We start from the raw sequence: 25498 nt of genomic DNA, 5'->3' as shown, positions 1-25498 counted from the left end.
ATGGGTGAACAAATATGTCCTTTATTGATGAAGAAAATTATCGTATGAAACGTGCAAGAAAAAAGAAGCATAAAGGTATTGTTATTTCTAGCATAGCAGGAACAATTGTAGGAGCTTCGTTATTTGCATTTGGAGCTCCTTTATTTGCGAATGATGCGGGGGCGCTTCCGCAAGCTGAAGCAAGTGGAAGTAATATGGCCGAAGCTCAAGGAATTAAACAGATTAGCTTTGTTGATGCTGTTGATCGTGCGTCTGAAGCTGTTGTTGGTGTTATTAATATTCAACGAGATAATTTTTCAGAGGCAGATTCAGAAGCTGGTACAGGATCAGGTGTAATTTATAAAAAGACAGATGGCCAAGCTTATATTGTAACGAATAATCATGTTGTTGCTGGAGCAAATCGTATTGAAGTAAGTTTAAGTGATGGTAAGAAGGTTCCGGGAAAAGTATTAGGAACCGATGTAGTCACAGATTTAGCTGTACTAGAAATAGATGCAAAGCATGTGAAAAAAATAATTGAGATTGGCGACTCTAATACTGTTCGTAGAGGAGAACCGGTCATTGCGATTGGAAACCCACTCGGGCTGCAATTTTCTGGAACCGTCACACAAGGCATTATTTCGGCTAAGGAACGTATTGTCCCTGTAGATTTGGATCAAGATGGACATTACGATTGGCAAGTAGAAGTATTGCAAACAGACGCAGCGATTAATCCAGGTAATAGTGGTGGTGCGCTTGTAAATGCGGCAGGCCAATTAATTGGCATTAACTCAATGAAAATTGCAGCAAAAGAAGTAGAAGGAATTGGACTAGCTATTCCAGTTACTAGAGCTGTTCCAATTATGAATGAATTAGAGAAGTACGGAAAAGTAAGGAGACCGTATGTTGGAATTGAACTTAGATCGTTAAATGAGATTCCAAATTACCATTGGTCAAAAACATTGCATTTACCAGGCAATGTAACAGAGGGAGTTTGCATTTTAGATGTGAAAAGTCCTTCGCCAGGTGTAGATGCTGGTTTACGAGAACACGATGTGATTGTAGCAGTAGATGGAAAACCGGTTCGCGATATTATCGGATTCCGTACGGCCTTATATGATAAAAAAATTAATGATAAAATGACTCTTACGTTTTATCGTGGTACAAAGCGAGCAACAACAACGGTTAAACTAGGCATTCAAAAGTATTAAAAACAGGAGGGCCTACCTCCTGTTTTCTATTGTAGAAAAGTGAGGTGAAGAATATGGATTTACCTTGTTGTTTAGAACATGTTGAATTAGCTTTAGATATTATTGTGGATGAGTGTGAAGTTGCACCGGTTATCAACAATGTGGATAACTCAGAAAAAGAGAAAAAAACATGTGAATTTTGTCAAAATGAGGCGACATATGTTGTATCGAACACAGATTCTCACACAATATGTGGGTAACAATTGTGGATATGTGGATAAGTTATGTGGATAACATGTTTGTAAGGTGGGGAATAAGTGTGAATATCTCGATTATTTCAATTGGGAAATTAAAAGAAAAATATTTAAAACAAGGTATAGCAGAATACTTAAAACGATTATCTGCATACGCAAAAATAGAAGTAATTGAATTGCCAGATGAAAAGGCGCCAGAAAATTTAAGTGAAGCAGAAATGTTAATTGTAAAAGAAAAAGAAGGTATACGTATACTGGATAAAATTTCTGACGATACGCATGTCATTGCGTTAGCGATCGAAGGAAAACAAAAATCATCAGAAGAATTTGCAGTAAGCTTAGATCGTCTCGCTACATATGGAAAGAGTAAAGTTGCCTTTGTAATTGGTGGATCACTTGGACTAAGTTCAGAAGTAATGAAGCGTTCAAATGAATCTCTTTCTTTTTCAAAGATGACACTACCACACCAATTAATGCGATTAGTATTGCTTGAGCAAGTGTATAGAGCGTTTCGTATTAATCGTGGTGAACCGTATCATAAGTAAAATTACTTTTTGTATATAAAAAGAGTAAAAAAGACCATTGGCCAAAAAACACCGATGGTCTTTTAAACATTAATAGGTAGTACGAAGGTTTCCTAAAATAAGTATGTTTCTATTTATAAAAAAGTGTGTTGTAATATGAAGAGGAAAAAGTATAAGTAGTCATAGAAGTGAGGAATTAAAGGTGAAGAAGTTTAAAAAGTTTTACTTGGAGATTACGAGTGTATGTAATCTTGCGTGCAGCTTTTGTCCGCCGACGGAAAGGCAGAAGCAATTCATTTCTGTGGAGGATTTTGCTAAAAGATTAGACCAAATTAAACCTCACACAGACTACATTTATTTGCACGTGAAGGGTGAGCCATTGCTCCATCCAAAAATAGATCAACTATTAGATTTGAGCCATGAAAAAGGGTTTAAAGTTAATATTACAACGAACGGAACGTTAATTAATAAGAGAAGGCATAGACTGTTAAATAAGCCTGCGTTAAGACAAATGAATTTTTCACTGCACAGTTTTGATGGACATCCAGGTTCGCAAGATAAAGAAGGTTATGTAAGGAGTATACTTTCCTTCATTAGAGAGGCGACAAGCCAATCGGATTTAATTGTTTCACTACGTTTATGGAATTTAACTCAGGATAATAAAACAAATGCTGAAATCCAGAAAAATAGAGATTTATTATCCATCATTGAAAATGAGTTTGGTCTATCTTATCAAATCGAAGAGAAGCTTACACCAGGAAAAGGTATAAAAATTGCGGAACGTGTCTTTATTAATCAAGACTATGAATTCCAGTGGCCGGCATTACATGAAGAAGAGGATGATGGAAAAGGATTCTGTCATGGTCTTCGAAATCAAGCCGGTATTTTAGCGAACGGAACGGTTATTCCTTGTTGTTTAGATGGTGAGGGAATTATTAATCTTGGGAATATTAATGATGACTCATTTTCTAACATTATAGAAGGTGAAAGAGCAACAAACATTGTCGATGGATTTTCGAAAAGAGTTGCAGTCGAAGAGCTATGCAGGAAATGTGGATACCGTAAAAGATTTGGAAAATAAAAAATAAGCCCTCATAAAGCGAGGGCTTATTTTTTATTCTTGATAAGAACGTTCCAATTCATCAATTAAGGAACCGACGTAAGAAACAGCTTTACGGATTGCATCTGGTTTTGACATATCTACTCCAGCATGCTTCATTAATTCAAGTGGTTTCATCGTACCACCAGCGCGAAGTACATCTAACCAGCGATCAACGGCAGGTTGCCCTTCCTCCTTAATCATTTGAGCTACCGCAGTAGATGCAGTGAGGCCTGCGGAATAGGTGTAAGAATATAAGCCCATATAGTAATGAGGTTGACGCATCCAAGTTAAGCCAGCGCCTTCGTCAATTTCTACAGAATTTCCCCAGAATGTAGAAAGTACATTTGTTTTTATTTCAGTTAAAGTTGTAGCTGTAAGTGCTTCTCCTTCGTCTGCTAGGGTATATACTCTTCTTTGATATTCTCCCTCAAGTAAGTGAGTAACAAAGTTATGATAATATGTGCCAAGTAGTTGCAGAATCACCCATCTGCGCATTCGCTTGTCGTCAGTAGTCGCTAATAAATGCTGAGCTAATAGTAATTCATTCATTGTAGATGGTGCTTCAACAAAGTACATGGATGGACGTACATTCATAATACGCTGGTTTTTATTTGCTAAATAAAAATGACCAGCATGCCCAAATTCATGGGCTAATGTGAAGCATCCACGCATCGTGTTTTGCCATGTAATTAAAATGTATGGATGAGAACCATATGGGCTTGAACAAAATGCTCCGGTTGATTTGCCTACGTTATCTGCAAGATCAACCCATCTTTCTTTGAATCCTTTTTCAATAATGGAACTATATTCATCGCCTAATACCTTTAAAGAATCTTGAATTAATTTACCAGCCTCCTTGTATGTGATGGTTGGATTAAATTCGGGATCTAAAGGTGCATGTAAGTCGCAGAACAGCATTTGATCGAGTCCTAATACTTTCTTTTTTAAATCTGCAAAACGGCGCATATGAGGCGCTAATTCTTTATAAATAATATCAAGTTGATTGTTATACATTTCAAGTGGAACTTTTTGAGGCTCTAAAAGCATATGAGTAACAGATTCAAATTTGCGTAAACGAGAGAGTGTTACTTGTTTTTTTACTTCAGTAGCATATGTTGTTGCCACTGTATTCTTATATCGTTTCAAGGTGGAAACAAATGATGAGTATGCTTTTCTACGTATGTCTACGCTTGGAGAGAACTCATATTTGCTTTCAAATAATGCAAATGATACAGGGAGTTCGTTTCCTTGTTCGTCTTGTATGGAGGTAAAATCCATATCGGCTAATTTAGTCATACCGTAAATTTTGTATGGAGAACTATGTACTTCGCCAAGTGCAGCAAGAGCTTCTTCTGTTTCAGGAGAGAGCGTGTGCTTCCTTTTTTGTAGGATGTCTAGTAATGATTTACGGAAAGGTTCGAGTTTTGTTTCTGCAGCTAAATATTTTTCAATTGTTCCTTCATCGAATGAGAGGATTTCATTATGGATAAAGGATAGTGCAGTATGTACTTTCGTCCATAAAGCAGCAATTTTGGAAGAGTTCGCTTGAATAACTGGATTTGTACGATCAGTTGATTCTTTTAAATTTGCATAGGAGTATAATTTTGTTAACTTCATTAAAAGCTCTTCTTCTAAAAGTAGGCAATGTAATAAGGTAGTGGCGCTAGTATGTAATTGTCCTTTAAACGCATCAAGTTTTTTTATATCGTCTGTTAATACACGTAATGCAGTTTCCCAATCTTTATCAGATTCGAATAAATCAGAGAGGTCCCATGTTAGTTCAGTAGGGACTTCTGCACGAATATGGCGTTTCTCAATTACATTTTTCATTTGTTATATCCCCCTTATTATAAGTATCTAAAAATATGATACTAGAAAATTCAGTAAAATGAAAATATTTTACATTTCTATATATGAAAAAGAAGGACAAGCATAAAAATGCTTGTCCTTCGAGTTAAATTTAAAAATTAATATACTTTATCACCGTTGAAAATAGAGTTTTTCACGACTACATAATCTACAGTACGAATTGAGTCTAATTTTGTTCCACCAGCGTAAGAGATAGAAGATTGAAGATCTTGTTCCATTTCGATTAAAGTGTCTTCTAAAGAACCTTTATGCTCAACGAACATTTTCTTACCTTCAACGTTTTTCTTCTCGCCTTTTTGGAATTCAGAAGCTGAACCGAAGTACTCTTTATAAAGCTTGCCGTCTTTTTCGATTGTTTCCCCTGGAGACTCTTCATGACCAGCGAATAGAGAACCGACCATAACCATAGTCGCCCCAAATCGAATAGATTTAGCTACGTCGCCGTGTGTACGAATACCACCGTCAGCAATAATTGGCTTACTTGCAGCTTTTGCACACCAGCGAAGTGCAGCTAGTTGCCAACCGCCAGTTCCAAAGCCTGTTTTAATTTTAGTAATACAAACTTTACCAGGTCCAATACCAACTTTTGTTGCGTCAGCACCAGCATTTTCTAATTCTCTTACCGCTTCTGGAGTTCCAACGTTTCCAGCGATAACGAAGCTTTCTGGTAAATGCTTTTTAATATGTTGAATCATGTTGATTACAGCATTAGAATGTCCGTGTGCAATATCAATCGTGATGTATTCAGGTGTAAGTTGCTCAGCAGCTAATTGTTGTACGAATTCATACTCATCTTCTTTTACACCAACGCTAATAGAAGCGATTAATCCACGTGATTGCATATCTCTAATGAATGAGATACGTTTCTCTGGTTGGAAACGATGCATGATATAGAAGTAATTGTTTTCAGCTAAATAAGTTGCGATTCTTTCATCAATAATCGTTTGCATATTTGCAGGTACGACAGGTAATTTAAATTTATGTTTACCTAAAGTGACAGTTGTATCACATTCAGAGCGGCTGTTCACAATACATTTTGCAGGAATTAATTGAATATCTTCATAGTCGAATACGTTTTCCATCATTTACACCCCTAAAATACGAATATTTTATTTAGTTTTTTAAAAAATGTTCGTCCAAAAGATAATTTACATTATTTTCACTCATAAGTCAAAGGTTTTCATGTTTATATTTGAAAATTAAAATTTAGCTGCGTATATTGTAAGTTCATGTAATTAAAATGTGTTTAAACATAGCATTATTTGATGTAAAATGATGTTTGGAAAAGAAAAGTTAAATAGGTAAATTTAGGGGGGCTGTTAATGAAGCGCTTAGTATATATGGATTGGTTGCGTGTATTAGCAACAATTGCAGTGGTTACAATTCACGTTTCTGCTGGTTATGTTTCTATGTTAGATGCAAATAACGTATCACGCTGGATGGCTGGTAACCTGTTTGAATCAATTTCACGTGCCAGTGTGCCGATCTTTGTTATGATTAGTGGAGCTTTATTGTTAAAGGGAACGAAAGATATTTCCGTTGGGGAATTTTTACAGAAGCGTGCAAGTAAAGTAATTATACCTTTTATAGCTTGGAGTGCTATATTTTACGCGTATGGAGCATATGCAGGGTATTTCCCGGCATCTTTAAAGCAAGGGATAAAGCACTTTTTAACAGATACGATTGGGGGACATTTATGGTTCCTATATATGATTGTAGGGATATATTTAATTACCCCGCTACTGAAAATCTTTGTGAAGAATGCTAAAAAAAGAGAGATAGAATACTTTTTAATTTTATGGATATATGCATCTGTAGTAGTCAATTTAGCGAAATATTATTATCCTATCAACTTTAATATTGAATTATTTTACGTTACAAACTATGTAGGGTATTTCTTACTTGGTTATTATTTATCCAATTACGATATTTCAAAAAAATGGAGAAATATTTCTTACATTGGAGGACTTGTAGGATTTATTAGTACATTCTTTATTACATATTACTATACAGTAAAAGCAAATGGACAGTTAGAGCAGTTTTGGTATGGATATTTTGCGCCAGGTGTTGTACTGATGGCGATTGGATTATTTATATTTTTCAAATATGCATTCCAAAAGTCAGAACGAGAATTACCATTGTTATTCCGTTTTATAAATCAAGCAAGCCTTGGAATCTATATTCTTCACTTCTTCTTATTAAATAACTTGTTGTACATGGTTTTCCCTAAGGTAAATGAGCGTGTACATGCAATATTGGCAATACCTATTAATGTAACGATTACAATTGTTCTTAGTCTGGTAATTACGTTAGTATTGCAAAGAATACCAGTTGTGAAAAAATTAGTTCCGTAAAAAATGAATACAGTATAGATAGGGCAGACTTATTATTAAGGCTGCCTTTTCCTATTTTAAAATTATACTTAGATAAATTTAAGTTGAAACGAATTGAAAACAGTGGATTAATATAGTATCTTACTATAGTCTAAAGTGAGGTATGAAGAACATAATAGGTTAAATATAAAATCAAATGAGGTTAATATATGAGTGAAAAAAGCTTTAGTAATTATGCATTAAGTAAAGAAGTAAGACGAGCACTTACTGGTTTAGGATATGAGCATCCGACAGAAGTGCAAGGAGAAGTTATTCCAGTTGCATTGCAAAAGAAGGATCTTGTTGTAAAGTCGCAAACGGGAAGTGGAAAAACGGCTTCGTTCGGAATACCACTTTGTGAAATGGTAGAGTGGGAAGAGAATAAACCACAAGCATTAGTTTTAACACCAACGAGGGAACTTGCTGTTCAAGTGAAAGAAGATATTACGAATATAGGGCGATTCAAAAGAATTAAAGCTGCTGCAATTTATGGTAAATCTCCATTTGCACGTCAAAAATTAGAGTTAAAGCAAAAGACGCATATTGTAGTGGGGACCCCAGGACGTGTGTTGGATCATATTGAAAAAGGGACCCTTTCTTTAGATCGATTGAAATATTTAGTAATTGATGAAGCGGATGAAATGCTAAATATGGGCTTTATCGATCAAGTAGAGGCAATTATTGATGAATTACCTACAAAAAGAATGACAATGCTATTTTCAGCAACTCTACCGGGAGATGTTGAAAAGTTATCCCGTACATATATGAATGCACCAACTCATATTGAAATTAAAGCAGCTGGGATTACAACAGATAAAATTGAACATACCCTTTTTGAAGTAAGGGAAGAAGAGAAGCTTTCACTTCTTAAGGATGTAACTATGATTGAAAATCCAGACAGTTGCATTATTTTTTGTCGTACACAAGAAAACGTAGACCATGTATATAGACAGCTAAAACGAGTTAATTATCCTTGTGACAAAATACACGGTGGTATGGTGCAGGAAGATCGTTTTGAAGTTATGGATGATTTTAGAAAAGGAAAGTTCCGTTATTTAGTAGCAACTGATGTAGCTGCGAGAGGAATTGATATTGATAATATTACACATGTTATTAATTACGATATTCCATTAGAAAAAGAAAGCTATGTACACCGTACTGGAAGGACGGGACGAGCTGGTAATAATGGAAAAGCTATTACATTTATAACGCCTTATGAAAATAGATTTTTAGAAGAGATTGAGGAATATATCGGATTTGAAATTCCAAAGGAACTGGCACCTTCAAAAGAAGAAGTTATAAAAGGGAAAGCAGTATTTGAAGAAAAAATATATGCTAAACCAATTATAAAGAAAGATAAAAATGCAGACCTAAACAAAGGAATTATGAAATTGTACTTTAATGGCGGAAAGAAGAAGAAAATTAGGGCGGTAGATTTCGTTGGTACAATTGCTAAAATTCAAGGTGTTTCTGCTGATGATATAGGTATTATTACAATACAAGATAATGTTTCGTATGTTGAAATATTAAACGGAAAAGGACCACTTGTTTTAAAGGTTATGAGAAATACAACGATAAAAGGTAAACAATTAAAAGTTCATGAGGCAATTAAGTAAACAAAAAAACTATCCACTATAACGAGTGGATAGTTTTTTTATTTAAGATTCTTTTAAATCATCAATCAACTTCTCAGCTAAGCGCCTATACATATTACTCATCGACACAAATGATGTTAGTAATAAAAAATTCTCTAGATTCGGATCTTCTAAGGAAGAAATTTCACTTACTTCTGAAACACGGTTATTTACGTCTTGTGTAAAGCTTTCGACGTTGTTTTCGGTAAGAGAAAGATAATCTTTATATAGTGTATTTAATTCGAATGAATCATCGTTTAATAAGGATTCATTTATATTTTCTAAGGAGCTTTTTATGTCATTAATGGAAAGGGCTCCTTTTAATTGATAAATTAAGCTGATTAAAATCATATGCTCTTTTGAGTATTTTTTGTTTTTGATTGGAATAAACAGTTTCCCTTTTGCGTAATTGTTAATCATTGTTTTTGTTAATACTTTTTCATCATCGGTTCTTGTTGTATCCGCATAAGTATTTTCAAATAATTGGACAACCTGGTCTACATACAAGTCGACATTTGGAATATCCTCAAGCGTAATATTTTTTTCTAAATGTAATGTTTCAAGCAATTTATTTATATTTTCCACGTAGAACCCCTCACTTTTATAACTTAGTGGAGCATAATGTTTAGTTTATCTCTAAATATGGTATTACGAAACAAATGAATTGTAAATGTTGACCTCTAATAATAATGCGTATATAATTACATGTAGTTATCGAAACTACATGTAATTATATGAGGGGTGTATATATGAATACTTATGTAAGAGAACCGGTTAATGCTTTTACCCACTTGGGAGGAGCTGTATTATCATTTATTGCATTATTAGCTATGCTTGTAAAAGTTTCTATTAAAATGCCATCTTTTGCGGCAATTACAGCTGTTATTTTGTTTGGCATCGGAATGATGGTTCTGTATACAGCATCAGCTGTATATCATAGTGTTGTAGCCAGTGAACGTGTTATTTATTTCTTTCGGAAGCTTGATCACTCTATGATTTTTATATTGATTGCAGGTACATATGCACCATTTTGTTTAATTACATTACATTCCGCAAACGGTTTATTATTATTTTGTTTAGTTTATGCAACTGCCATTTGTGGTATTGTTTTTAAAATGTTTTGGTTTAGTTGCCCAAGATGGTTATCAACAGCAATTTATATTACAATGGGTTGGTTAATTGTTCTGTTCTTTGCACCGTTAGCTGCTAACTTAAGTGCAGGAGGTATCGTGCTTCTAGTGCTTGGAGGCATTCTTTATACAATCGGTGGATTTATTTATGGAACAAAGCCAAAATGGTTAGAGTTTAAACATATGGGGCATCATGAAATTTTTCACGTTTTCGTGTTATTGGGAAGCCTTGCCCACTTTTTAAGTGTATATTGCTACGTAATTTAACAATATGAGATTTTCGAGTAATTTTTATTTTTCTTGATTAATAAAAAAAGATATAAACACATACGTATGTTGAAGAGCTGCATAACTTAAAGGTTATGTGGCTCTTTTTTATATAAATAATAATTTGAAATAAATATTCTAAATTATCAGTCTTTTATGGTAGGATAGATGTGTATTGAGGTTATAAAATTTTATAATTAATAATCAGTGGGGGACTATATATATGGCGATACTTATAACAGGTGGAGCAGGATATATTGGTAGTCATACGTGTATAGAATTATTAAATAATAATTATAAAATTATAGTCGTAGATAATCTTTCAAATAGTTCAATCGAGTCCTTAAATCGAGTAAAAGAAATAACAGGAAAACAATTTGAATTTTATAAAGAAAGTGTTTTAAATCGTGAAAAAATGAATGAGATTTTTTTGGAAAATAATATTGAAGCGGTTATACATTTTGCTGGATTTAAAGCAGTGGGGGAATCTACTACAATTCCACTTACGTATTATTATAATAATATAATAAGTACAATCATACTATGTGATGTGATGCAGAAACATAATGTTAAAAAGTTTATTTTTAGTTCATCTGCAACTGTATATGGAATTCCAAAAACATCACCAATTACAGAAGAATTTCCACTAAGTGTGACAAATCCATATGGGCAAACAAAATTAATGATTGAGCAAATTATGCGTGATGTAGCAAAAGCTGATGATGAATGGAGTATTGCATTACTTCGTTATTTCAATCCATTTGGAGCACATAAAAGTGGTCGTATTGGAGAAGATCCAAATGGGATTCCGAATAATTTAATGCCATATGTAACGCAGGTGGCGGTAGGTAAGTTAAAGGAGCTAAATATATTCGGAAACGATTATCCAACAAAAGATGGGACAGGTGTCCGTGATTATATTCACGTTGTTGACCTTGCAAAAGGACATGTAAAGGCACTTGAGAAAGTACTTGAGACGAAAGGAATAGAGGCATATAATCTTGGCACAGGTAAAGGGTATAGTGTGTTGGAGATGATAAAGGCTTTTGAGGAGGTTTCAGGTAAAAAAATACCCTATAAAGTGATAGGGCGTCGTCCTGGTGATGTAGCAGTATGTTTTGCTGATGTATCTAAAGCGAAACGAGAATTAGGATGGGAAGCGGAATATGGGTTAGAAGAGATGTGTGTAGATTCTTGGAGATGGCAGGTAAATAATAAAAATGGCTATCAAATGATTTAAGGTAGTTAGTAAAGCATTCTCTTATTATTTTGTAGGATATGTTATGTATATAATAAATTGTATTCTTTATTATGTTGCTTGAGGTCAGTAATATGTTCAATTTAGAAAAGAGAATGTAAAAAAATATTACTGACCATAGCATTTGAATAGTAACCGGTTCTATTGAAAAGTATTCCAATACTTGTATCATTGTTAAAGTGCGTTTATAATCAAATAATCTTATTAGCTTTTTGATTGAATTACGTATTATTGAAAGCGTTTTTATTACGTGATATATTTCGATTGACATCATTACTGTATGACATGTATAAAAAGGGTTTTTCTTTTGTTTTTTAAGGTAGGAAGTCTGACTTGTTTTCGAAAAAACTTTGTATGTAGTTGTAAGTAAGAAGGAGAATAAGGAATAATATAATTTTTACAAGACGGGGAGGGTACAGTGTGAAAATGCAAGATTTTCACATGAGGATATATGGGGTACGTAGGATTATTACTTTCGGGTGCAGCTTTGTTTTTAAATAGTCTTGTTATATTAGGGAAAGCAGAGATGAAAAGTGCGGGTGTTTTTAATTTATTTGTGGGTGCACTACAAATTATTATTCCGTTCTATTTGATCATGATTTCTGACCAAAGCAATTGGACAGTGTATTCATATGCAGCTACTTTCTTATTTGGATTAACCTATTTATATGTAGGTGTTACCTTTATAAAAGGAATGGATAGTAGTGGTCTAGGTTGGTTTTGTATTTGGGTAGCAATTATTGCTTTATTCTATATGGTTGTTTCATTTGTTCAATTTCACGATGTTGTTAATGCATTAACGTGGTTTATGTGGGCATTACTTTGGTATTTATTCTTTGTATTAAATACACAAAAGAAGAATATCAATCAATATCTTGGAAGAATTGCCTTCGTACAATCATGGGTAACATTGACGTTGCCTTCACTCTTTTATTTTATGGGAGTATGGGGAGAGGGATTCGTATATGAACTATGGGTTTATGTATCCGTAATTTCTATTTTATACTTCTGTTATTGTATTTATAAATATCGAGTGCGTTAATATATTTTCTGTAGAAAAGCATGGAATCGTTAAACGAATTCCATGCTTTTTCTATATTAGCATCTATAATGGAGAGGTAGTATTTTACAATTTATCAAAATGGGGATGATGGATTTGAAAAAAGTATTGGTGCTAGGGGGAACAAGATTTTTTGGTAAACATTTAGTAGAAGCGCTTTTGCAAGATGGACACGATGTAACGATTGCGACTAGGGGGGTTACCGAAGATTCTTTCGGTAGTGCAGTAAAAAGGCTGATTGTCGATAGAGAAGAAGAAAAACAACTAACAGAGCGTCTAGAAGATAAAAGTTATGATATCGTATACGATAATTTATGCTATAGCTCGAATGCAGCGAAGGTAATATGTGAAGTGTTACGAGGAAAAACGAAGAAATACGTTATGACATCTTCAATGGCTGTTTACGAGCCAGCAATAGGCTTGTTAGAAGAGAACTTTAATCCGTACGAGTATGCTATTACGTATGGTGGTAGGAAGGATTTTACTTATAGTGAAGGAAAGAGATTAGCCGAAGCGGTTTCATTTCAACAAGCAACATTCCCGGTTGTTGCAGTGCGTTTTCCAGTTGTTATTGGAGAAAACGATTATACGAAAAGGTTACAATTTTACGTTGAACATATCGTGAAGCAAGAGCCTGTCGCGGTGAATGATCTAGATGGAGAGTTGTCATTTATACATGAAAAAGAAGCAGGAGAATTTTTAGCTTGGTGCGGGATGAGGGACATAGAAGGACAAATTAATGCTTGTAGCAATGGGGTAGTTTCTACTCGAGAAGTTATTCATTTCATAGAAGAAAATACGGGAATAAAAGCACTCGTTCAAGAAGTAGGAGGTAATGTAGCGCCTTATAATGAAGTGATTAATTGTACATTACATAATGGAAAAGCTAGTGAATTAGGATTCCCGTTCCGGGAGTTGAAAATAGAAATAGAACAAGTATTACGTTATTACATACATGCAATGAAATAATCATAAATCCCCCGGTGGCAATCCGGGGGATTCTGGAGGATTTCGACAATACTAATTTTACATTACCAAACTTACCTTATACGCACGACTAATGTTTTTGTGATTGAATTGCTTGTAAATACTTTTCATTTACCTGGTCCCAGTTCACTGTATGCCACCAATTGGTAACAAATTCTGGACGCCGATTTTGATACTTTAAATAATAGGCGTGTTCCCATACATCGATGACGAGTAATGGAGTTTTACCTTCTTGCAAAGGTGTATCTTGATTGGGTGTACTCATAACAATAAGTTCTTCACCATCAAGGACAAGCCATCCATAGCCACTTCCAAAACGGCTAATTGCTGCTTTGGATAGTTGATCTTTTAAGTTGTCAAATGTATTGAAATAATAGTCAATTACTTTTGCAACGTCTCCATTAGGCTCGCCGCCACCTCGTGGGCTCATTACTTCCCAAAAAAGACTATGACAATAATGTCCACCACCGTTATTTCTGACAGCTGTAACAATTTCCTTTGGTAAAGTTTCTAAATTACATAGTAACTCTTCTAAAGATTTATTATGTAATTCCGTATAGTTTTCTAAAGCGGCATTCAAGTTATTTACGTATGTCGCATGGTGCTTTCCATGATGAATAGAAAGCGTGTTGCTGTCGATATATGGCTCTAGTTCATCATAGTCATATGAAAGCTTTGGCAATTGAAATGAAGACATAACATTCCCTCCTTTCTCATTAAAAAGTTGGCCTAGGTAAAAACAATTTACCTGAGTCAAAAATACACCTATTTTTTATACAAGTCAATAGTAATCTCTTTAATTTTCTGAAAAATATTACAATAAAAGTAACACTTCGACTTTCATTTGTGACTCTTATTCTTTTTGCTTATACTGTAAAGTAGTAACGTTTTGTTGAAATAGAAGGAGATCGTTTATGAGTAAAACGAAACAATTAATAGAGGAAGCGAGTCAGTTTATTACGATTTGCTATAAAGAGCTTAATAAAGAGCAATTCATAGAAGAGCGTGTGAAAGAAATTCAAGTTGAGATAGAGAAGACAGGGACGTATGAGCATACATTTGAAGAACTTGTTCATGGATCGCGAATGGCATGGCGCAATAGTAATCGATGTATCGGAAGGCTGTTTTGGAGTAAGATGCACATATTAGATGCACGTGAAGTAAATGATGAGAAAGGTGTATATAATGCATTAATTCATCATATTAAATATGCAACGAACGATGGGAAAGTTAAACCGACAATTACAATTTTTAAGCAATATCAAGGTGAAGAAAATAATATACGAATTTATAATCACCAATTGATTCGGTATGCAGGATATAAAACAGAAATGGGAGTGATTGGTGACTCTCATTCCACTGCGTTTACGGATTTTTGTCAGGAACTTGGCTGGCAAGGAGAAGGTACGAATTTCGATGTATTGCCACTTGTGTTTTCTGTCGATGGAAAAGAACCCGTATATAAAGAAATTCCTAAAAAAGAAGTGAAAGAGGTACCGATTGAACATCCAGAGTACCCAATCTCATCTTTAGGAGCAAAATGGTATGGGGTTCCAATGATTTCAGATATGCGCTTAGAAATTGGCGGTATTTCTTATACGGCAGCTCCGTTTAATGGATGGTATATGGGAACGGAGATTGGGGCTCGTAACTTAGCGGATCATGATCGCTATAATTTACTTCCGGCTGTTGCGGAGATGATAGAGTTAGATACATCGAGAAACGGTACGTTATGGAAAGACAAGGCACTAATTGAGCTGAATATTGCTGTATTACATTCCTTCAAAAAACAAGGAGTTAGTATTGTGGATCACCATACAGCTGCACAACAATTTCAACAATTTGAGAAGCAAGAAGCATCATGTGGACGGGTTGTAACAGGCAATTGGGTGTGGCTCATTCCACCGTTATCTCCAGCTACCACTCATATTTATCATAAACCGTATCCGAATGAAATTTTGAAGCCGAATTTCTTTCATAAATGATATTTAGTATAGTTTTTTTATGCAAATTATAATTTTTTTAAATTACTGTTACGTAGCAAATGGAAGCCTTTACTCTCGGTTATTTTTGGAAGGAGCTTTTTGAACCAAGGAGTTCCTTATGTTATAATCAAATTTCTGTTTCGAAGACCTTATAGAAATATAAGGTCTTTTGTTTTGCTTTTTTATGTAATAGGAATAGGGATTTTCTTTTAAATAAGGGATTTAGCATATTTTTAGGGACAACATAAGTGTGTAGAAAATTGATGAATTATTATGCTTATATAATCATTGTGTTTTGGATGTAAACAATAAAACATAATAAAGTTGTTTTTTTAGATTGCTGAGGAAGGAGGAAGTGTAAATGAGAATGAAGAGTCGAAAAACGGATTGGCCCGTATTTCTTATTAGTGGTGGCTCACTTTTATTATTTGTAATTGCAGTTATTTTAAATAAAAGTTACGTAGAGGGAGTCATTAATAGCAGTTTTGCAGCTTCAATTAAATATTTTGGTGCCTTTTGGCAGGTTTTATTAATTGGTACATTTGTTGTTGCAATGTGTATGGCATTTTCGAAATATGGGAGAGTTAAACTTGGGGGACTAGAAAAACCTGAGATTAGTACGACAAAATGGCTCGCTATTATTATGTCTACATTACTTGCCGGAGGTGGCGTTTTTTGGGCAGCCGCAGAGCCGATGTATCATTTGATGACGGTGCCACCAATACATGAAGGTATATCTGCTGGAACGCAAGAAGCAGTCATGCCTGCTTTAGCACAAAGTTATATGCACTGGGGTTTCCTCGCTTGGACGATTTTAGGTACAATTAGTGCGGTAGTTATGATGTACGGGCATTATCATAAAGATATGCCGTTAAAACCTCGAACACTTTTATATCCTATCTTTGGGGAGAAATTGCGAAAGAGTTGGCTTGGAACAATGATCGATGTATTTGCTATTATTGCGGTAGCTGCAGGGACGATTGGTCCAATCGGATTTTTAGGACTACAAGCAAGTTATGGGTTACAAGCATTGTTTAACATTCCTGATGTGTTTACTACTCAATTAGCCATTATTGTTTGTGTAGTAGCTGTTTCTACTATATCTGCGGTAACGGGAATTGATAAAGGGATTCAAATTATAAGTAATTTAAATGTTAGGTTAGCAGTTTTATTAATGGTATTCGTATTACTGTTTGGACCAGGTGGATTTATTATTGATTCATTTGTTTCTTCGTTTGGATTTTATATAAATGAATTTATTCCAATGAGCACATATCGTGGTGATACAGGTTGGTTAGGGTCGTGGACAATCTTTTTCTGGGGATGGTTTATTGGATACGGACCAATGATGGCAATTTTAGTGAGCCGTATTTCAAGAGGAAGAACAATCCGAGAAATCATCGTTGCAATTGGAATTATTGCACCTATTATTACAACGTTTTGGTTTACTATACTAGGGGGATCAGGTGTGTTTTATGAGTTAATGAATCCTGGTTCTATCTCGACCGCATTGAGTGAATCTGGTATGCCAGCGGCTATGATTGCAATTACAGAGCAACTGCCACTAGCTAATATTATTGGACCTGCATTTCTTTTATTAACAATTTTATTTGTAGTAACAACAGGAGATTCAATGGCTTATTCGATTTCAATGGCAGTGACTGGAGATGGAGATCCTAGAATTAGCTTGCGAGTTTTTTGGTCGCTTATTATGGGTGCAGTTGCAGCGATTCTTTTATACATGGGTGAGGGAAGTATTAACGCCTTACAATCTTTCATTGTAGTAACGGCTGTTCCGGTATCCATTCTGTTATTCCCAATGCTATGGCTAGCGCCTAAAGTTGCAGGGGAATTAGCCTTAAAACAAGGTATTGTAAAAGAAGAAGAGAAAACTTCCTTCTTGTTCCAAAAAGCTAGTAAATCAAAATAAATAATTGCATTTATATAAAAAGAGGAAGCATTTCATTTGAGATGCTTCCTCTTTACTATTTATTTAACTACTTTTCTCGAAGAAGATAGTACCCTGTACAGTTTCAATCTATTCTAATACTTTATCTTTCGTCTCTGGGACACATAATAGCATTGTAACTAAACCAATTGGATAAATAATGAAGATGAGAGATAGTGCTCCCATTAAATTACCACCTGCAGCAAGTAAGCCGATAATAACAGGTCCAAATCCAGCTAACCCACGTCCTGTACCGAAAATAAAGTTCTCTGCTGTCGAGCGAGCTTCAGCAGGATAGTTTTCAGCTAAAATTGCTCCGAATCCCCCCATCATGCCATTTGCAAAGAATCCAAGCAATGCACTTCCCCATAACAATGATGTTGAGTCTGTGAATAAGAAGAAGTAAATGAGACAGTATATAGTACCACCGACATAATAGATTGTAAAAGTTTTACGGCGACCGATTTTATCGGCTAGAATACCAAAAGTCGCAATTCCAATTAGCATGCCGATCGTAGAGATGAACATCCAGCCGCTCGCTTTTGCTAATGTGTAGTTATATTTATTCGCTAAAATAGTTGGCATCCATGTGAAAATTCCATAATATCCGAAGTTCTGGATGAATGACATAATAATAAGACCAATTGTTGTTATCGTTACTTTTTTATTGGCAAATAACTTTCGAAGTGGGAATATTTTCATTTGCTTTAGTTGTTCTGCCTCAGTAGTTGTTAAATTACCTTCAGCTTCTTTTTGCAACAATACTTTTTTGTATCGTTGTTTTTGTTCCCATATTTTCGGTTCACTTAAACTTTTGCGAACATAGACAGCTAGTAGAGCGGGAATGAGTCCAAATAAGAAAACGGCTCTCCATCCGAAATGCGGGACGATAAATGCTGGAAGGAGTGAAGCGACTAGTACGCCAAATTGCCATCCAAGTGCAACAACGGATGTCGCCTTAGCGCGCATTTCTTTAGACCATGTTTCAGTTACGATGGCCATCCCAATCCCGAATTCACCACCAACTCCCATTCCAACTAAAAAGCGAAGAATTAATAATTGCCAATAATCTGTTGCGAAATAAATAAGTGCTGTTGCTAGTGAGAATAGTAAGATTGTGAAGGCCATCGTACGGATACGCCCAAATAAATCAGCAATAAATCCAAATAAATAAGACCCGAGTAGCATTCCTATTGTGGTAGCTAAAGTTAAGTTTCCACCTTCAACAGGGCTTAAATGAAATTCTTTTAAAATGTAGACGAGTACGAAAGATAAGAGCAACATATCTAAACCTTCTGCTGCATATCCTAGCGCAGAACCAAATAATGTTTTATATCTTTTCTCCTTCGTTTCCTCTGTTGTTGATTGTACATCAGTAGTGACGTTCATCATTACTCCTCCTTATTTTCTTCTACAGTCGCTATGGAAGAATAACAAAAGGCCTTCTCACCTGATATGATGAGAAGGCCAAAAAAGCATACGTATCCCTAAAAAAGACCATACGTATAGTATATTCCGACTTCCTTCTCAACCTCACGGGGTTGGGTTAAAGGACTGTATTATATTACTTTATTTTTAGCACTCTTCTGTTAGATTGTCAAATAAAGAGGGGATAGTTATGTGTAAAATATTTCAAAAGATATTGCATTCTTCTTGACGCCCACTTCATTATTTTCCCATAATAAAACTAACTCATATAAAAAGGAATGAATCACAGATGCTAAATTTAGTACTTATGATGATTGAACGTGTCGGACTTATTGTTATTTTAGGATTTTTACTTTCTCATATTAGAACGTTCAGACGCCTTCTTCATAGACAAGATGGGTATGTAGATAAGCTTAAGCTTATTTGTATTTTTTCAGTGTTTACAATTGTCAGCAATTACACGGGAATTGAAATTGCGGGGAATACAATTATGAATGAAAATTGGCTACAAGGTGTTTCGTCATCTAGTACAATTGCGAATACACGTATTATGGGTGTTGGAATTAGTGGATTGCTTGGTGGTCCTATCGTCGGAATTGGAGTAGGATCGATTGCTGGTATTCACCGTTATATGCTTGGCGGGACGACAGCGCTGAGCTGTGCAATTTCATCAATTTTAGCAGGTGTTATAACGGGGTATATTGGATACATTTTTAAAAAATATAATCGTGCAATTACGCCTAAATTTTCAGCGATTTTAAGTGTGTTTATCGTTTCTTTAGAGATGATTATGATCCTATTAATCGTAGAGGATGGGATTAGTATCGTGAAAACAATTGCGATACCAATGATACTCGTAAATAGTTTCGGGAGTTTTATTTTACTTTCTATGATACAAGCTATTTTGCGCCAGGAAGAAAATGCGAAAGCTCTGCAAACGCATAAAGTATTACGAATTGCTGACAAAACATTGCCATATTTTCGCAGAGGATTAACAGAAGATTCTTGTAAACATGTGGCACAAATTATTCACCGCTTTACAGGAACAGATGCGGTATCCTTAACAGATACAGAGAAAATATTAGCTCACGTTGGATTAGCGTCAGATCATCATATTCCTTCACACAGTTTAATAACAGGTTTATCAAAATCAGTATTAAAAACAGGGAAAATAATGAAAGCGAAATCGCGTGAGGTTATTAATTGTCAACATGAAGGCTGCCCTTTGCAGGCGGCAATCGTTATTCCACTAACTTCACATGGAAATACAATTGGGACATTAAAATTATATTTTAAAAATTCTAGCCAGTTAAGTCGTGTGGAAGAGGAATTAGCAGAAGGGTTAGCAAAAATATTCTCTACACAACTTGAGTTAGGCGAAGCAGAGTTACAAAGTAAGTTATTGCAAGATGCCGAAATAAAAGCGTTACAAGCACAAATCAATCCGCATTTTTTATTTAATGCAATTAATACCGTATCGGCTTTATGCCGAACAGATGTAGAAAAGGCAAGGAAGTTATTATTGCAGCTTAGCGTGTATTTCCGTTGTAATTTGCAAGGGGCACGTCAGTTGTTGATTCCACTAGAACAAGAATTAAACCATGTACAGGCATACCTATCACTAGAACAAGCAAGATTCCCAAATAAGTATGAAGTAAAGATTTATATTGAGGAAGAGTTAAAGACAACATTAGTACCACCATTTGTTCTTCAACTGTTGGTTGAAAATGCGTTGCGACATGCTTTTCCGAAGAAACAGCCAGTATGCGAAGTAGAAGTGCATGTTTTTGAAAAAGGGGGCATGGTTCACTTCGAAGTAAAAGATAATGGACAAGGAATTGAGGAAGAACGTTTAGAACAATTAGGAAAAATGGTAGTGTCGTCAAAGAAAGGGACTGGAACAGCTTTATATAACATTAATGAACGACTTATCGGGTTATTTGGGAAAGAGACAATGCTTCAAATTGAAAGTGAATTAAATGAGGGGACAGAGATTACTTTTGTTATTCCTAAAAAAATAGGGGAGGAAGAACGGAGTGTTAAAAGTATTAGTAGTTGACGATGAAATGTTAGCACGTGATGAATTGAAATATTTATTAGAGCAAACGAAAGAAGTAGAGATAATTGGTGAGGCAGATTGTGTAGAGGATGCATTAGAAGAGCTAATGAAAAATAAACCAGATATTGTTTTCCTAGATATTCAGTTATCTGATGATAACGGATTTGAAATTGCAAATATATTAAAGAAGATGAAAAATCCCCCTGCAATTGTGTTTGCTACGGCCTATGATCAATATGCGTTGCAAGCATTTGAAGTAGATGCGTTAGACTACATTTTAAAGCCATTTGATGAAGAACGTATCGTACAGACATTAAAGAAATATAAAAAGCAAAAACAAATAAAATTAGAAACAAAACAAGAAGTAAAGAGTGTAGACGTAACGACCGAGATGCATAAATTAGCATTACCAATTGAAGAATCGATTGTACTCGTGAATATTGAAGATATTATATATGTAGGACTTGTGGACGGAAAGGTGACAGTAAAAACGATGAGAGAAACATATGTAACACACGATACACTTGTCATTTTGGAAAAGAAGTTGCCGCAAGCGAGTTTTATGCGTGTCCATCGTAGTTTTATTGCAAATATTAATCATATTACAGAAATACAACCATGGTTCAATTCTACATATAATTTAATTATGAAAGAAGGATCAAAAGTACCTGTTAGCCGTACATATGCAAAAGAACTCAAAAAGCTACTTCGTATTTAAGAAGTAGCTTTTGTATTTCGTCTGCCTATTTTTGTAACTAATTTTGTATATTTGACGTTCCGTTGTGTAAACGCTTACAGTTTTGTTTTCATCTTATACAATAAAGGTACCAAATCGAAAGAGGTGGCCAAAATGAGTACGAAAAAAGTATATAGTTTCTTATCACAAGCATTCATATTTTCAGCTATTATGTTAGTTTCTAATATTATTGCAACGCATTTACCAATTCCGATGCCTTCATCGGTAATCGGGTTAGTCATTTTATTTAGCCTATTATGTTTAAAAGTTATTAAATTGGAACAAGTTGAATCACTCGGAACGGCTTTAACAGGTATTATCGGATTCCTTTTCGTTCCATCAGGTATTTCGGTTATTAATTCTCTCGGTGTAATGGGACAATATTTTGTACAAATTTTAACTGTAATTGTTGTCGCAACAATTATTTTACTCGCTGTAACAGGATTATTTGCACAATTTATTTTAGGAAAAGACGATAAAGAAATAGAAGATACGAAAGAATTGAAAGTAGTAAATAAAGGACGCAAGCACGGAAAAGTTGCGTAACCAATTTAGTATATATTGTTAGGAGGGAATGAACATGGCAAGCACAATGACTCCATATTTCGGAATCGTCGTTTCATTAATCGCATACGGAATCGGAACATTATTATTTAAGCATTCAAAAGGATTCTTCTTATTCACACCATTATTCGTAGCGATGGTATTAGGGATTGTCTTTCTAAAAGTAGGTAATTTTACTTTTGAAGAATATAATACTGGCGGAAAAATGATTAGCTTCTTCTTAGAACCAGCAACAATCGCGTTTGCAATTCCGTTATATAAACAAGTGGATAAGTTAAAAAAATATTGGTGGCAAATTTTATCGGCTATCGTGGTTGGATCTATTTGCTCAGTAATTGTCGTGTTCATTGTTGCAAAAGCAATTGGTCTAGATACAGCGGTAATGAATTCAATGTTACCGCAAGCAGCAACAACAGCAATTGCGTTACCGATCTCTGAAAGTATTGGTGGTATACCAGCAATTACATCGTTTGCAGTTATTTTTAACGCGGTTATTGTATACGCATTAGGGGCATTATTCTTAAAAACATTTAGAGTAAAACATCCAATTGCAAAAGGTTTAGCACTTGGAACAGCAGGTCACGCATTAGGAGTGGCAGTAGGAATTGAAATGGGTGAAGTAGAGGCAGCTATGGCAAGTATTGCTGTAACAGTAGTTGGGGTTGTAACTGTAGTTGTAATACCGATGTTTATGCCATTCATTGGCTAGTAAAACTTACTAAAAAAATGAGAAAAGCAAGCTATTTGTAGGACGGATTTCTACTGATAGCTTGCTTTTTATGTTACAGTAGTGGTAAGACCTATCTTAACAAAATGTAAGTTTCCTTAAATCTTCATTAATACTGTGTAGAATACGTTTTGAATTAGGTCATTGTATTGTAAAATAAGAAGTAAGCTACTATAGGATCTGCTAAGAGAGATCTATAATAAGCTTATAAAAATCTTCATATGAATAATTAAAGGTAGAGAAGAGAGAAAAAATCTACTTATTAACGTTTTACTTTATAGGACAGGAGAGAGTACTCGTCGATTATGCAAATAAAAAACCTGTTTCAAAGCAAAGGATTTCAGAGGTTTCTCGTATTAGTAATACTTGCTCTCGTGTTATACGGGCTACAAAGTATGTTGAATTTAATTTTAATTACGTTTATTCTCACGTATTTAATGGATCGATTCCAAAAGTTTATTTCCCGCAAATTAGATCATTTCATGCCCATTAATCGAAAGCTCATTATAGCATTTCTATATGTAATGTTAATTGGTGGAATTGCTATTACGCTATTTAAATATTTACCAGTATTAACGATACAAATTTCACAATTGATTTATCAATTTAACGTATTTTTAAGAAACCCACCGGATAGTGAATTAATTAAGTATGCAGTTAATGCTGTCAATCATATGGAACTTTCGAAATATGTAGGACAAGGCGTTGACATTTTGTATAAATCGATTACGAATGTTGGGAAATTTGGCCTTCAAGTGTTACTTTCTTTAATTTTAAGTTTATTTTTCTTATTGGAGAAAGCTCGGATCGTTGCTTTTACTGCAAAATTTAAAGAAAGCCGACTTGCAATTTTCTATACTGAAATTGAGTACTTCGGTAAGAAATTTGCACGTTCATTCGGAAAAGTAATCGAAGCACAATTTTTAATTGCAGTTGTTAACTGTGTTTTATCCGTTATTGCACTATGGATATTAGGATTCCCGCAATTATTAGGTTTAGCGTTAATGATCTTCTTACTCGGTTTAATTCCAGTAGCTGGGGTTATCATTTCGTTATTCCCGCTTTGTATGATTGCTTACAATATTGGCGGTATTATGTACGTTGTTTATATTTTAATTATCGTAACAGTAATTCATGCGCTTGAAAGTTACGTGTTAAATCCGAAGTTCATGTCGCAAAAAACAAACTTACCGATCTTCTATACATTTATGGTATTGATCTTCTCAGAACACTTCTTAGGTGTATGGGGATTAATTATCGGTATTCCAATCTTCATTTTCTTATTAGATGTCTTAGATGTGACAAGTGATGAAATGGAGAATGACGCCAGAAAAAATAAGGTGAAGTAAAGAAAAAGCATCGATGTTCGATGCTTTTTCTTTTATAACATGATGTTTTTTATGCCATACTGTAAGCAGAAGATAGAATAGGGGTGAAATAATGGCTGTAAATGAAAAGGTAGAGTTAGCTACATTTGCTGGAGGATGCTTCTGGTGTATGGTTTCGCCATTTGAAGAAATGGAAGGGATTATAAAGGTTGTTTCTGGCTATACAGGTGGTCATAAAGAGAATCCAACGTATAAAGAAGTATGTTCAGAAACGACGGGACATTATGAGGCAGTACAAATTACATTTGATGCAAATAAAATGCCATATGAAGAGTTATTAAATATATATTGGAGACAAATTGATCCGACTGATATAGGAGGACAATTTCACGATCGTGGACAGTCTTACGAAACGGTAATTTTTTATCATAATGAAGAACAACATAAAAAAGCAGAGGCTTCAAAAGAAGAGCTTGCAAAGAGTGGGCGCTTTTCAAAGCCAATTGCGACAAAACTATTACCAGCTTCTACATTTTATTCAGCTGAAGAATATCATCAAGGGTATCATAAGAAAAACACATTCCGCTACGAGTTATACCGTAAGGGCTCAGGACGAGATGCGTTTATTAAACAACATTGGCCAAAAGATAATACTCATTTAAAAGAAAAACTCAATGAGATGCAGTTTTATGTAACACAGGAAAATGGTACAGAACCACCATTTCGAAATGAGTATTGGAATCATAATGAAGAAGGTCTTTATGTAGATATCGTTTCAGGAGAACCGTTATTTACTTCTTTAGATAAGTTTGATAGTGGGTGTGGATGGCCTAGTTTTACGAAGCCAGTTATGTCAGCAAGTGTGAAAGAAAAAATGGATGTCAGTCATAATATGACGCGTACGGAAGTGAGAAGCAAAGAGGGAGATTCACATCTAGGCCATGTATTCCCAGATGGCCCAGGACCGAATGGTCTTCGTTACTGTATTAATTCCGCAGCCCTTCGATTTATCCGAAAAGAGGAATTAGAGAAAGAAGGATATGGTGATTTTCTAGTCGTATTTGGGAATAAAAAATAACCTCGCAATTAGCGAGGTT

The 25498-nt window shown here is 34.8% G+C and carries 23 protein-coding genes; 18 read left to right on the top strand and 5 right to left on the bottom strand.

Annotation, left to right across the window (positions count from 1 at the left end; translation table 11 throughout):
- The first annotated feature begins 14 nt into the window (after nt 1-14).
- From J0835_RS26865 to J0835_RS26850, 4 genes are all read left to right on the top strand, one after another.
- Nucleotides 15-1190 carry a S1C family serine protease gene (locus J0835_RS26865; protein WP_087983472.1) on the top strand — a complete coding sequence of 392 codons (1176 nt, stop codon included), beginning with the start codon at nt 15-17 and terminating at the stop codon, nt 1188-1190.
- Between the two features lie 53 nt (nt 1191-1243).
- On the top strand, nt 1244-1429 hold the full coding sequence (locus J0835_RS26860) for a CxxH/CxxC protein (protein WP_087983470.1): 186 nt from the start codon (nt 1244-1246) through the stop codon (nt 1427-1429).
- Between the two features lie 59 nt (nt 1430-1488).
- Nucleotides 1489-1968 (top strand): 23S rRNA (pseudouridine(1915)-N(3))-methyltransferase RlmH, encoded by a 480-nt coding sequence (gene rlmH, locus J0835_RS26855; RefSeq protein ID WP_087983468.1) that lies wholly within the window; start codon nt 1489-1491, stop codon nt 1966-1968.
- Nucleotides 1969-2149: 181 nt separating this feature from the next.
- Entirely contained in the window at nt 2150-3028 is an 879-nt protein-coding gene (locus tag J0835_RS26850; protein ID WP_087983467.1) for a radical SAM/SPASM domain-containing protein, read from the top strand.
- 33 nt (nt 3029-3061) lie between these two features.
- On the opposite strand, the gene pepF is transcribed toward J0835_RS26850, so the two are convergent.
- Together pepF and guaC are read right to left on the bottom strand one after the other, a co-directional pair.
- The gene (pepF, locus tag J0835_RS26845; protein WP_087983465.1) at nt 3062-4879 is read right to left on the bottom strand and encodes an oligoendopeptidase F; all 1818 of its coding nucleotides are present in this window, start codon (nt 4877-4879) and stop codon (nt 3062-3064) included.
- Nucleotides 4880-5016: 137 nt separating this feature from the next.
- Nucleotides 5017-6000 carry a GMP reductase gene (guaC, locus tag J0835_RS26840; RefSeq protein ID WP_087983463.1) on the bottom strand — a complete coding sequence of 328 codons (984 nt, stop codon included), beginning with the start codon at nt 5998-6000 and terminating at the stop codon, nt 5017-5019.
- 240 nt (nt 6001-6240) lie between these two features.
- On the opposite strand from guaC, the gene J0835_RS26835 reads away from it, so the two are divergent.
- A complete protein-coding gene (locus J0835_RS26835) occupies nt 6241-7272 on the top strand; it encodes an acyltransferase (RefSeq protein WP_087983461.1) in 1032 nt (343 codons plus the stop codon).
- A 188-nt stretch (nt 7273-7460) separates the two neighbouring features.
- Nucleotides 7461-8906 carry an ATP-dependent RNA helicase DbpA gene (dbpA, locus tag J0835_RS26830; RefSeq protein WP_087983459.1) on the top strand — a complete coding sequence of 482 codons (1446 nt, stop codon included), beginning with the start codon at nt 7461-7463 and terminating at the stop codon, nt 8904-8906.
- 42 nt (nt 8907-8948) lie between these two features.
- On the opposite strand, the gene J0835_RS26825 is transcribed toward dbpA, so the two are convergent.
- Entirely contained in the window at nt 8949-9509 is a 561-nt protein-coding gene (locus tag J0835_RS26825; RefSeq protein WP_087983457.1) for a DUF1836 domain-containing protein, read from the bottom strand.
- A gap of 164 nt (nt 9510-9673) precedes the next feature.
- Here J0835_RS26825 and trhA point away from each other — a divergent pair, with 164 nt between their 5' ends.
- From trhA to J0835_RS26805, 4 genes are all read left to right on the top strand, one after another.
- A complete protein-coding gene (gene trhA / locus J0835_RS26820; RefSeq protein WP_001099732.1) occupies nt 9674-10321 on the top strand; it encodes a PAQR family membrane homeostasis protein TrhA in 648 nt (215 codons plus the stop codon).
- A 223-nt stretch (nt 10322-10544) separates the two neighbouring features.
- Nucleotides 10545-11561 carry a UDP-glucose 4-epimerase GalE gene (galE, locus tag J0835_RS26815; RefSeq protein ID WP_064476021.1) on the top strand — a complete coding sequence of 339 codons (1017 nt, stop codon included), beginning with the start codon at nt 10545-10547 and terminating at the stop codon, nt 11559-11561.
- Between the two features lie 469 nt (nt 11562-12030).
- A complete protein-coding gene (locus tag J0835_RS26810) occupies nt 12031-12621 on the top strand; it encodes an AmiS/UreI family transporter (protein WP_000542569.1) in 591 nt (196 codons plus the stop codon).
- 105 nt (nt 12622-12726) lie between these two features.
- Nucleotides 12727-13608 (top strand): NAD-dependent epimerase/dehydratase family protein, encoded by an 882-nt coding sequence (locus J0835_RS26805; protein ID WP_087983480.1) that lies wholly within the window; start codon nt 12727-12729, stop codon nt 13606-13608.
- An 88-nt stretch (nt 13609-13696) separates the two neighbouring features.
- On the opposite strand, the gene sodA is transcribed toward J0835_RS26805, so the two are convergent.
- The gene (sodA, locus tag J0835_RS26800; protein WP_087983455.1) at nt 13697-14323 is read right to left on the bottom strand and encodes a superoxide dismutase [Mn]; all 627 of its coding nucleotides are present in this window, start codon (nt 14321-14323) and stop codon (nt 13697-13699) included.
- A gap of 217 nt (nt 14324-14540) precedes the next feature.
- On the opposite strand from sodA, the gene J0835_RS26795 reads away from it, so the two are divergent.
- Both J0835_RS26795 and J0835_RS26790 read left to right on the top strand, forming a co-directional pair.
- Nucleotides 14541-15611 (top strand): nitric oxide synthase oxygenase, encoded by a 1071-nt coding sequence (locus J0835_RS26795; protein WP_087983454.1) that lies wholly within the window; start codon nt 14541-14543, stop codon nt 15609-15611.
- Between the two features lie 361 nt (nt 15612-15972).
- Nucleotides 15973-17541, top strand: coding sequence for a BCCT family transporter (locus J0835_RS26790; protein WP_087983452.1), 1569 nt, complete (start codon nt 15973-15975; stop codon nt 17539-17541).
- Nucleotides 17542-17649: 108 nt separating this feature from the next.
- Here J0835_RS26790 and J0835_RS26785 read toward each other — a convergent pair whose 3' ends face one another.
- Nucleotides 17650-18948, bottom strand: coding sequence for an MFS transporter (locus J0835_RS26785; RefSeq protein ID WP_087983450.1), 1299 nt, complete (start codon nt 18946-18948; stop codon nt 17650-17652).
- Nucleotides 18949-19276: 328 nt separating this feature from the next.
- Here J0835_RS26785 and lytS point away from each other — a divergent pair, with 328 nt between their 5' ends.
- The 6 genes from lytS to msrB all read left to right on the top strand — a co-directional run bounded on the left by lytS (nt 19277) and on the right by msrB (nt 25479).
- Nucleotides 19277-21046, top strand: a complete 1770-nt coding sequence (gene lytS / locus J0835_RS26780; RefSeq protein ID WP_087983448.1) for a two-component system sensor histidine kinase LytS — start codon at nt 19277-19279, stop codon at nt 21044-21046.
- Nucleotides 21024-21764 (top strand): LytR/AlgR family response regulator transcription factor, encoded by a 741-nt coding sequence (locus J0835_RS26775; RefSeq protein ID WP_000921823.1) that lies wholly within the window; start codon nt 21024-21026, stop codon nt 21762-21764. The genes lytS and J0835_RS26775 overlap by 23 nt, the downstream gene beginning before the upstream one ends.
- Before the next feature lie 132 nt (nt 21765-21896).
- On the top strand, nt 21897-22328 hold the full coding sequence (gene lrgA, locus J0835_RS26770; RefSeq protein WP_000104908.1) for an antiholin-like murein hydrolase modulator LrgA: 432 nt from the start codon (nt 21897-21899) through the stop codon (nt 22326-22328).
- A 34-nt stretch (nt 22329-22362) separates the two neighbouring features.
- Nucleotides 22363-23055, top strand: a complete 693-nt coding sequence (gene lrgB / locus J0835_RS26765) for an antiholin-like protein LrgB (RefSeq protein WP_000168869.1) — start codon at nt 22363-22365, stop codon at nt 23053-23055.
- 323 nt (nt 23056-23378) lie between these two features.
- Nucleotides 23379-24422 carry an AI-2E family transporter gene (locus tag J0835_RS26760; protein ID WP_087983446.1) on the top strand — a complete coding sequence of 348 codons (1044 nt, stop codon included), beginning with the start codon at nt 23379-23381 and terminating at the stop codon, nt 24420-24422.
- Nucleotides 24423-24513: 91 nt separating this feature from the next.
- Nucleotides 24514-25479 (top strand): peptide-methionine (R)-S-oxide reductase MsrB, encoded by a 966-nt coding sequence (msrB, locus tag J0835_RS26755; RefSeq protein ID WP_087983444.1) that lies wholly within the window; start codon nt 24514-24516, stop codon nt 25477-25479.
- Nucleotides 25480-25498: the final 19 nt, after the last annotated feature.

It is taken from the genome of Bacillus cereus group sp. Sample62, from assembly GCF_036851315.1.
GTDB lineage: Bacteria > Bacillota > Bacilli > Bacillales > Bacillaceae_G > Bacillus_A > Bacillus_A wiedmannii.
Note: the sequence above shows the minus strand (reverse complement) of the source record. Positions and strands in the feature narration are given on the sequence as shown.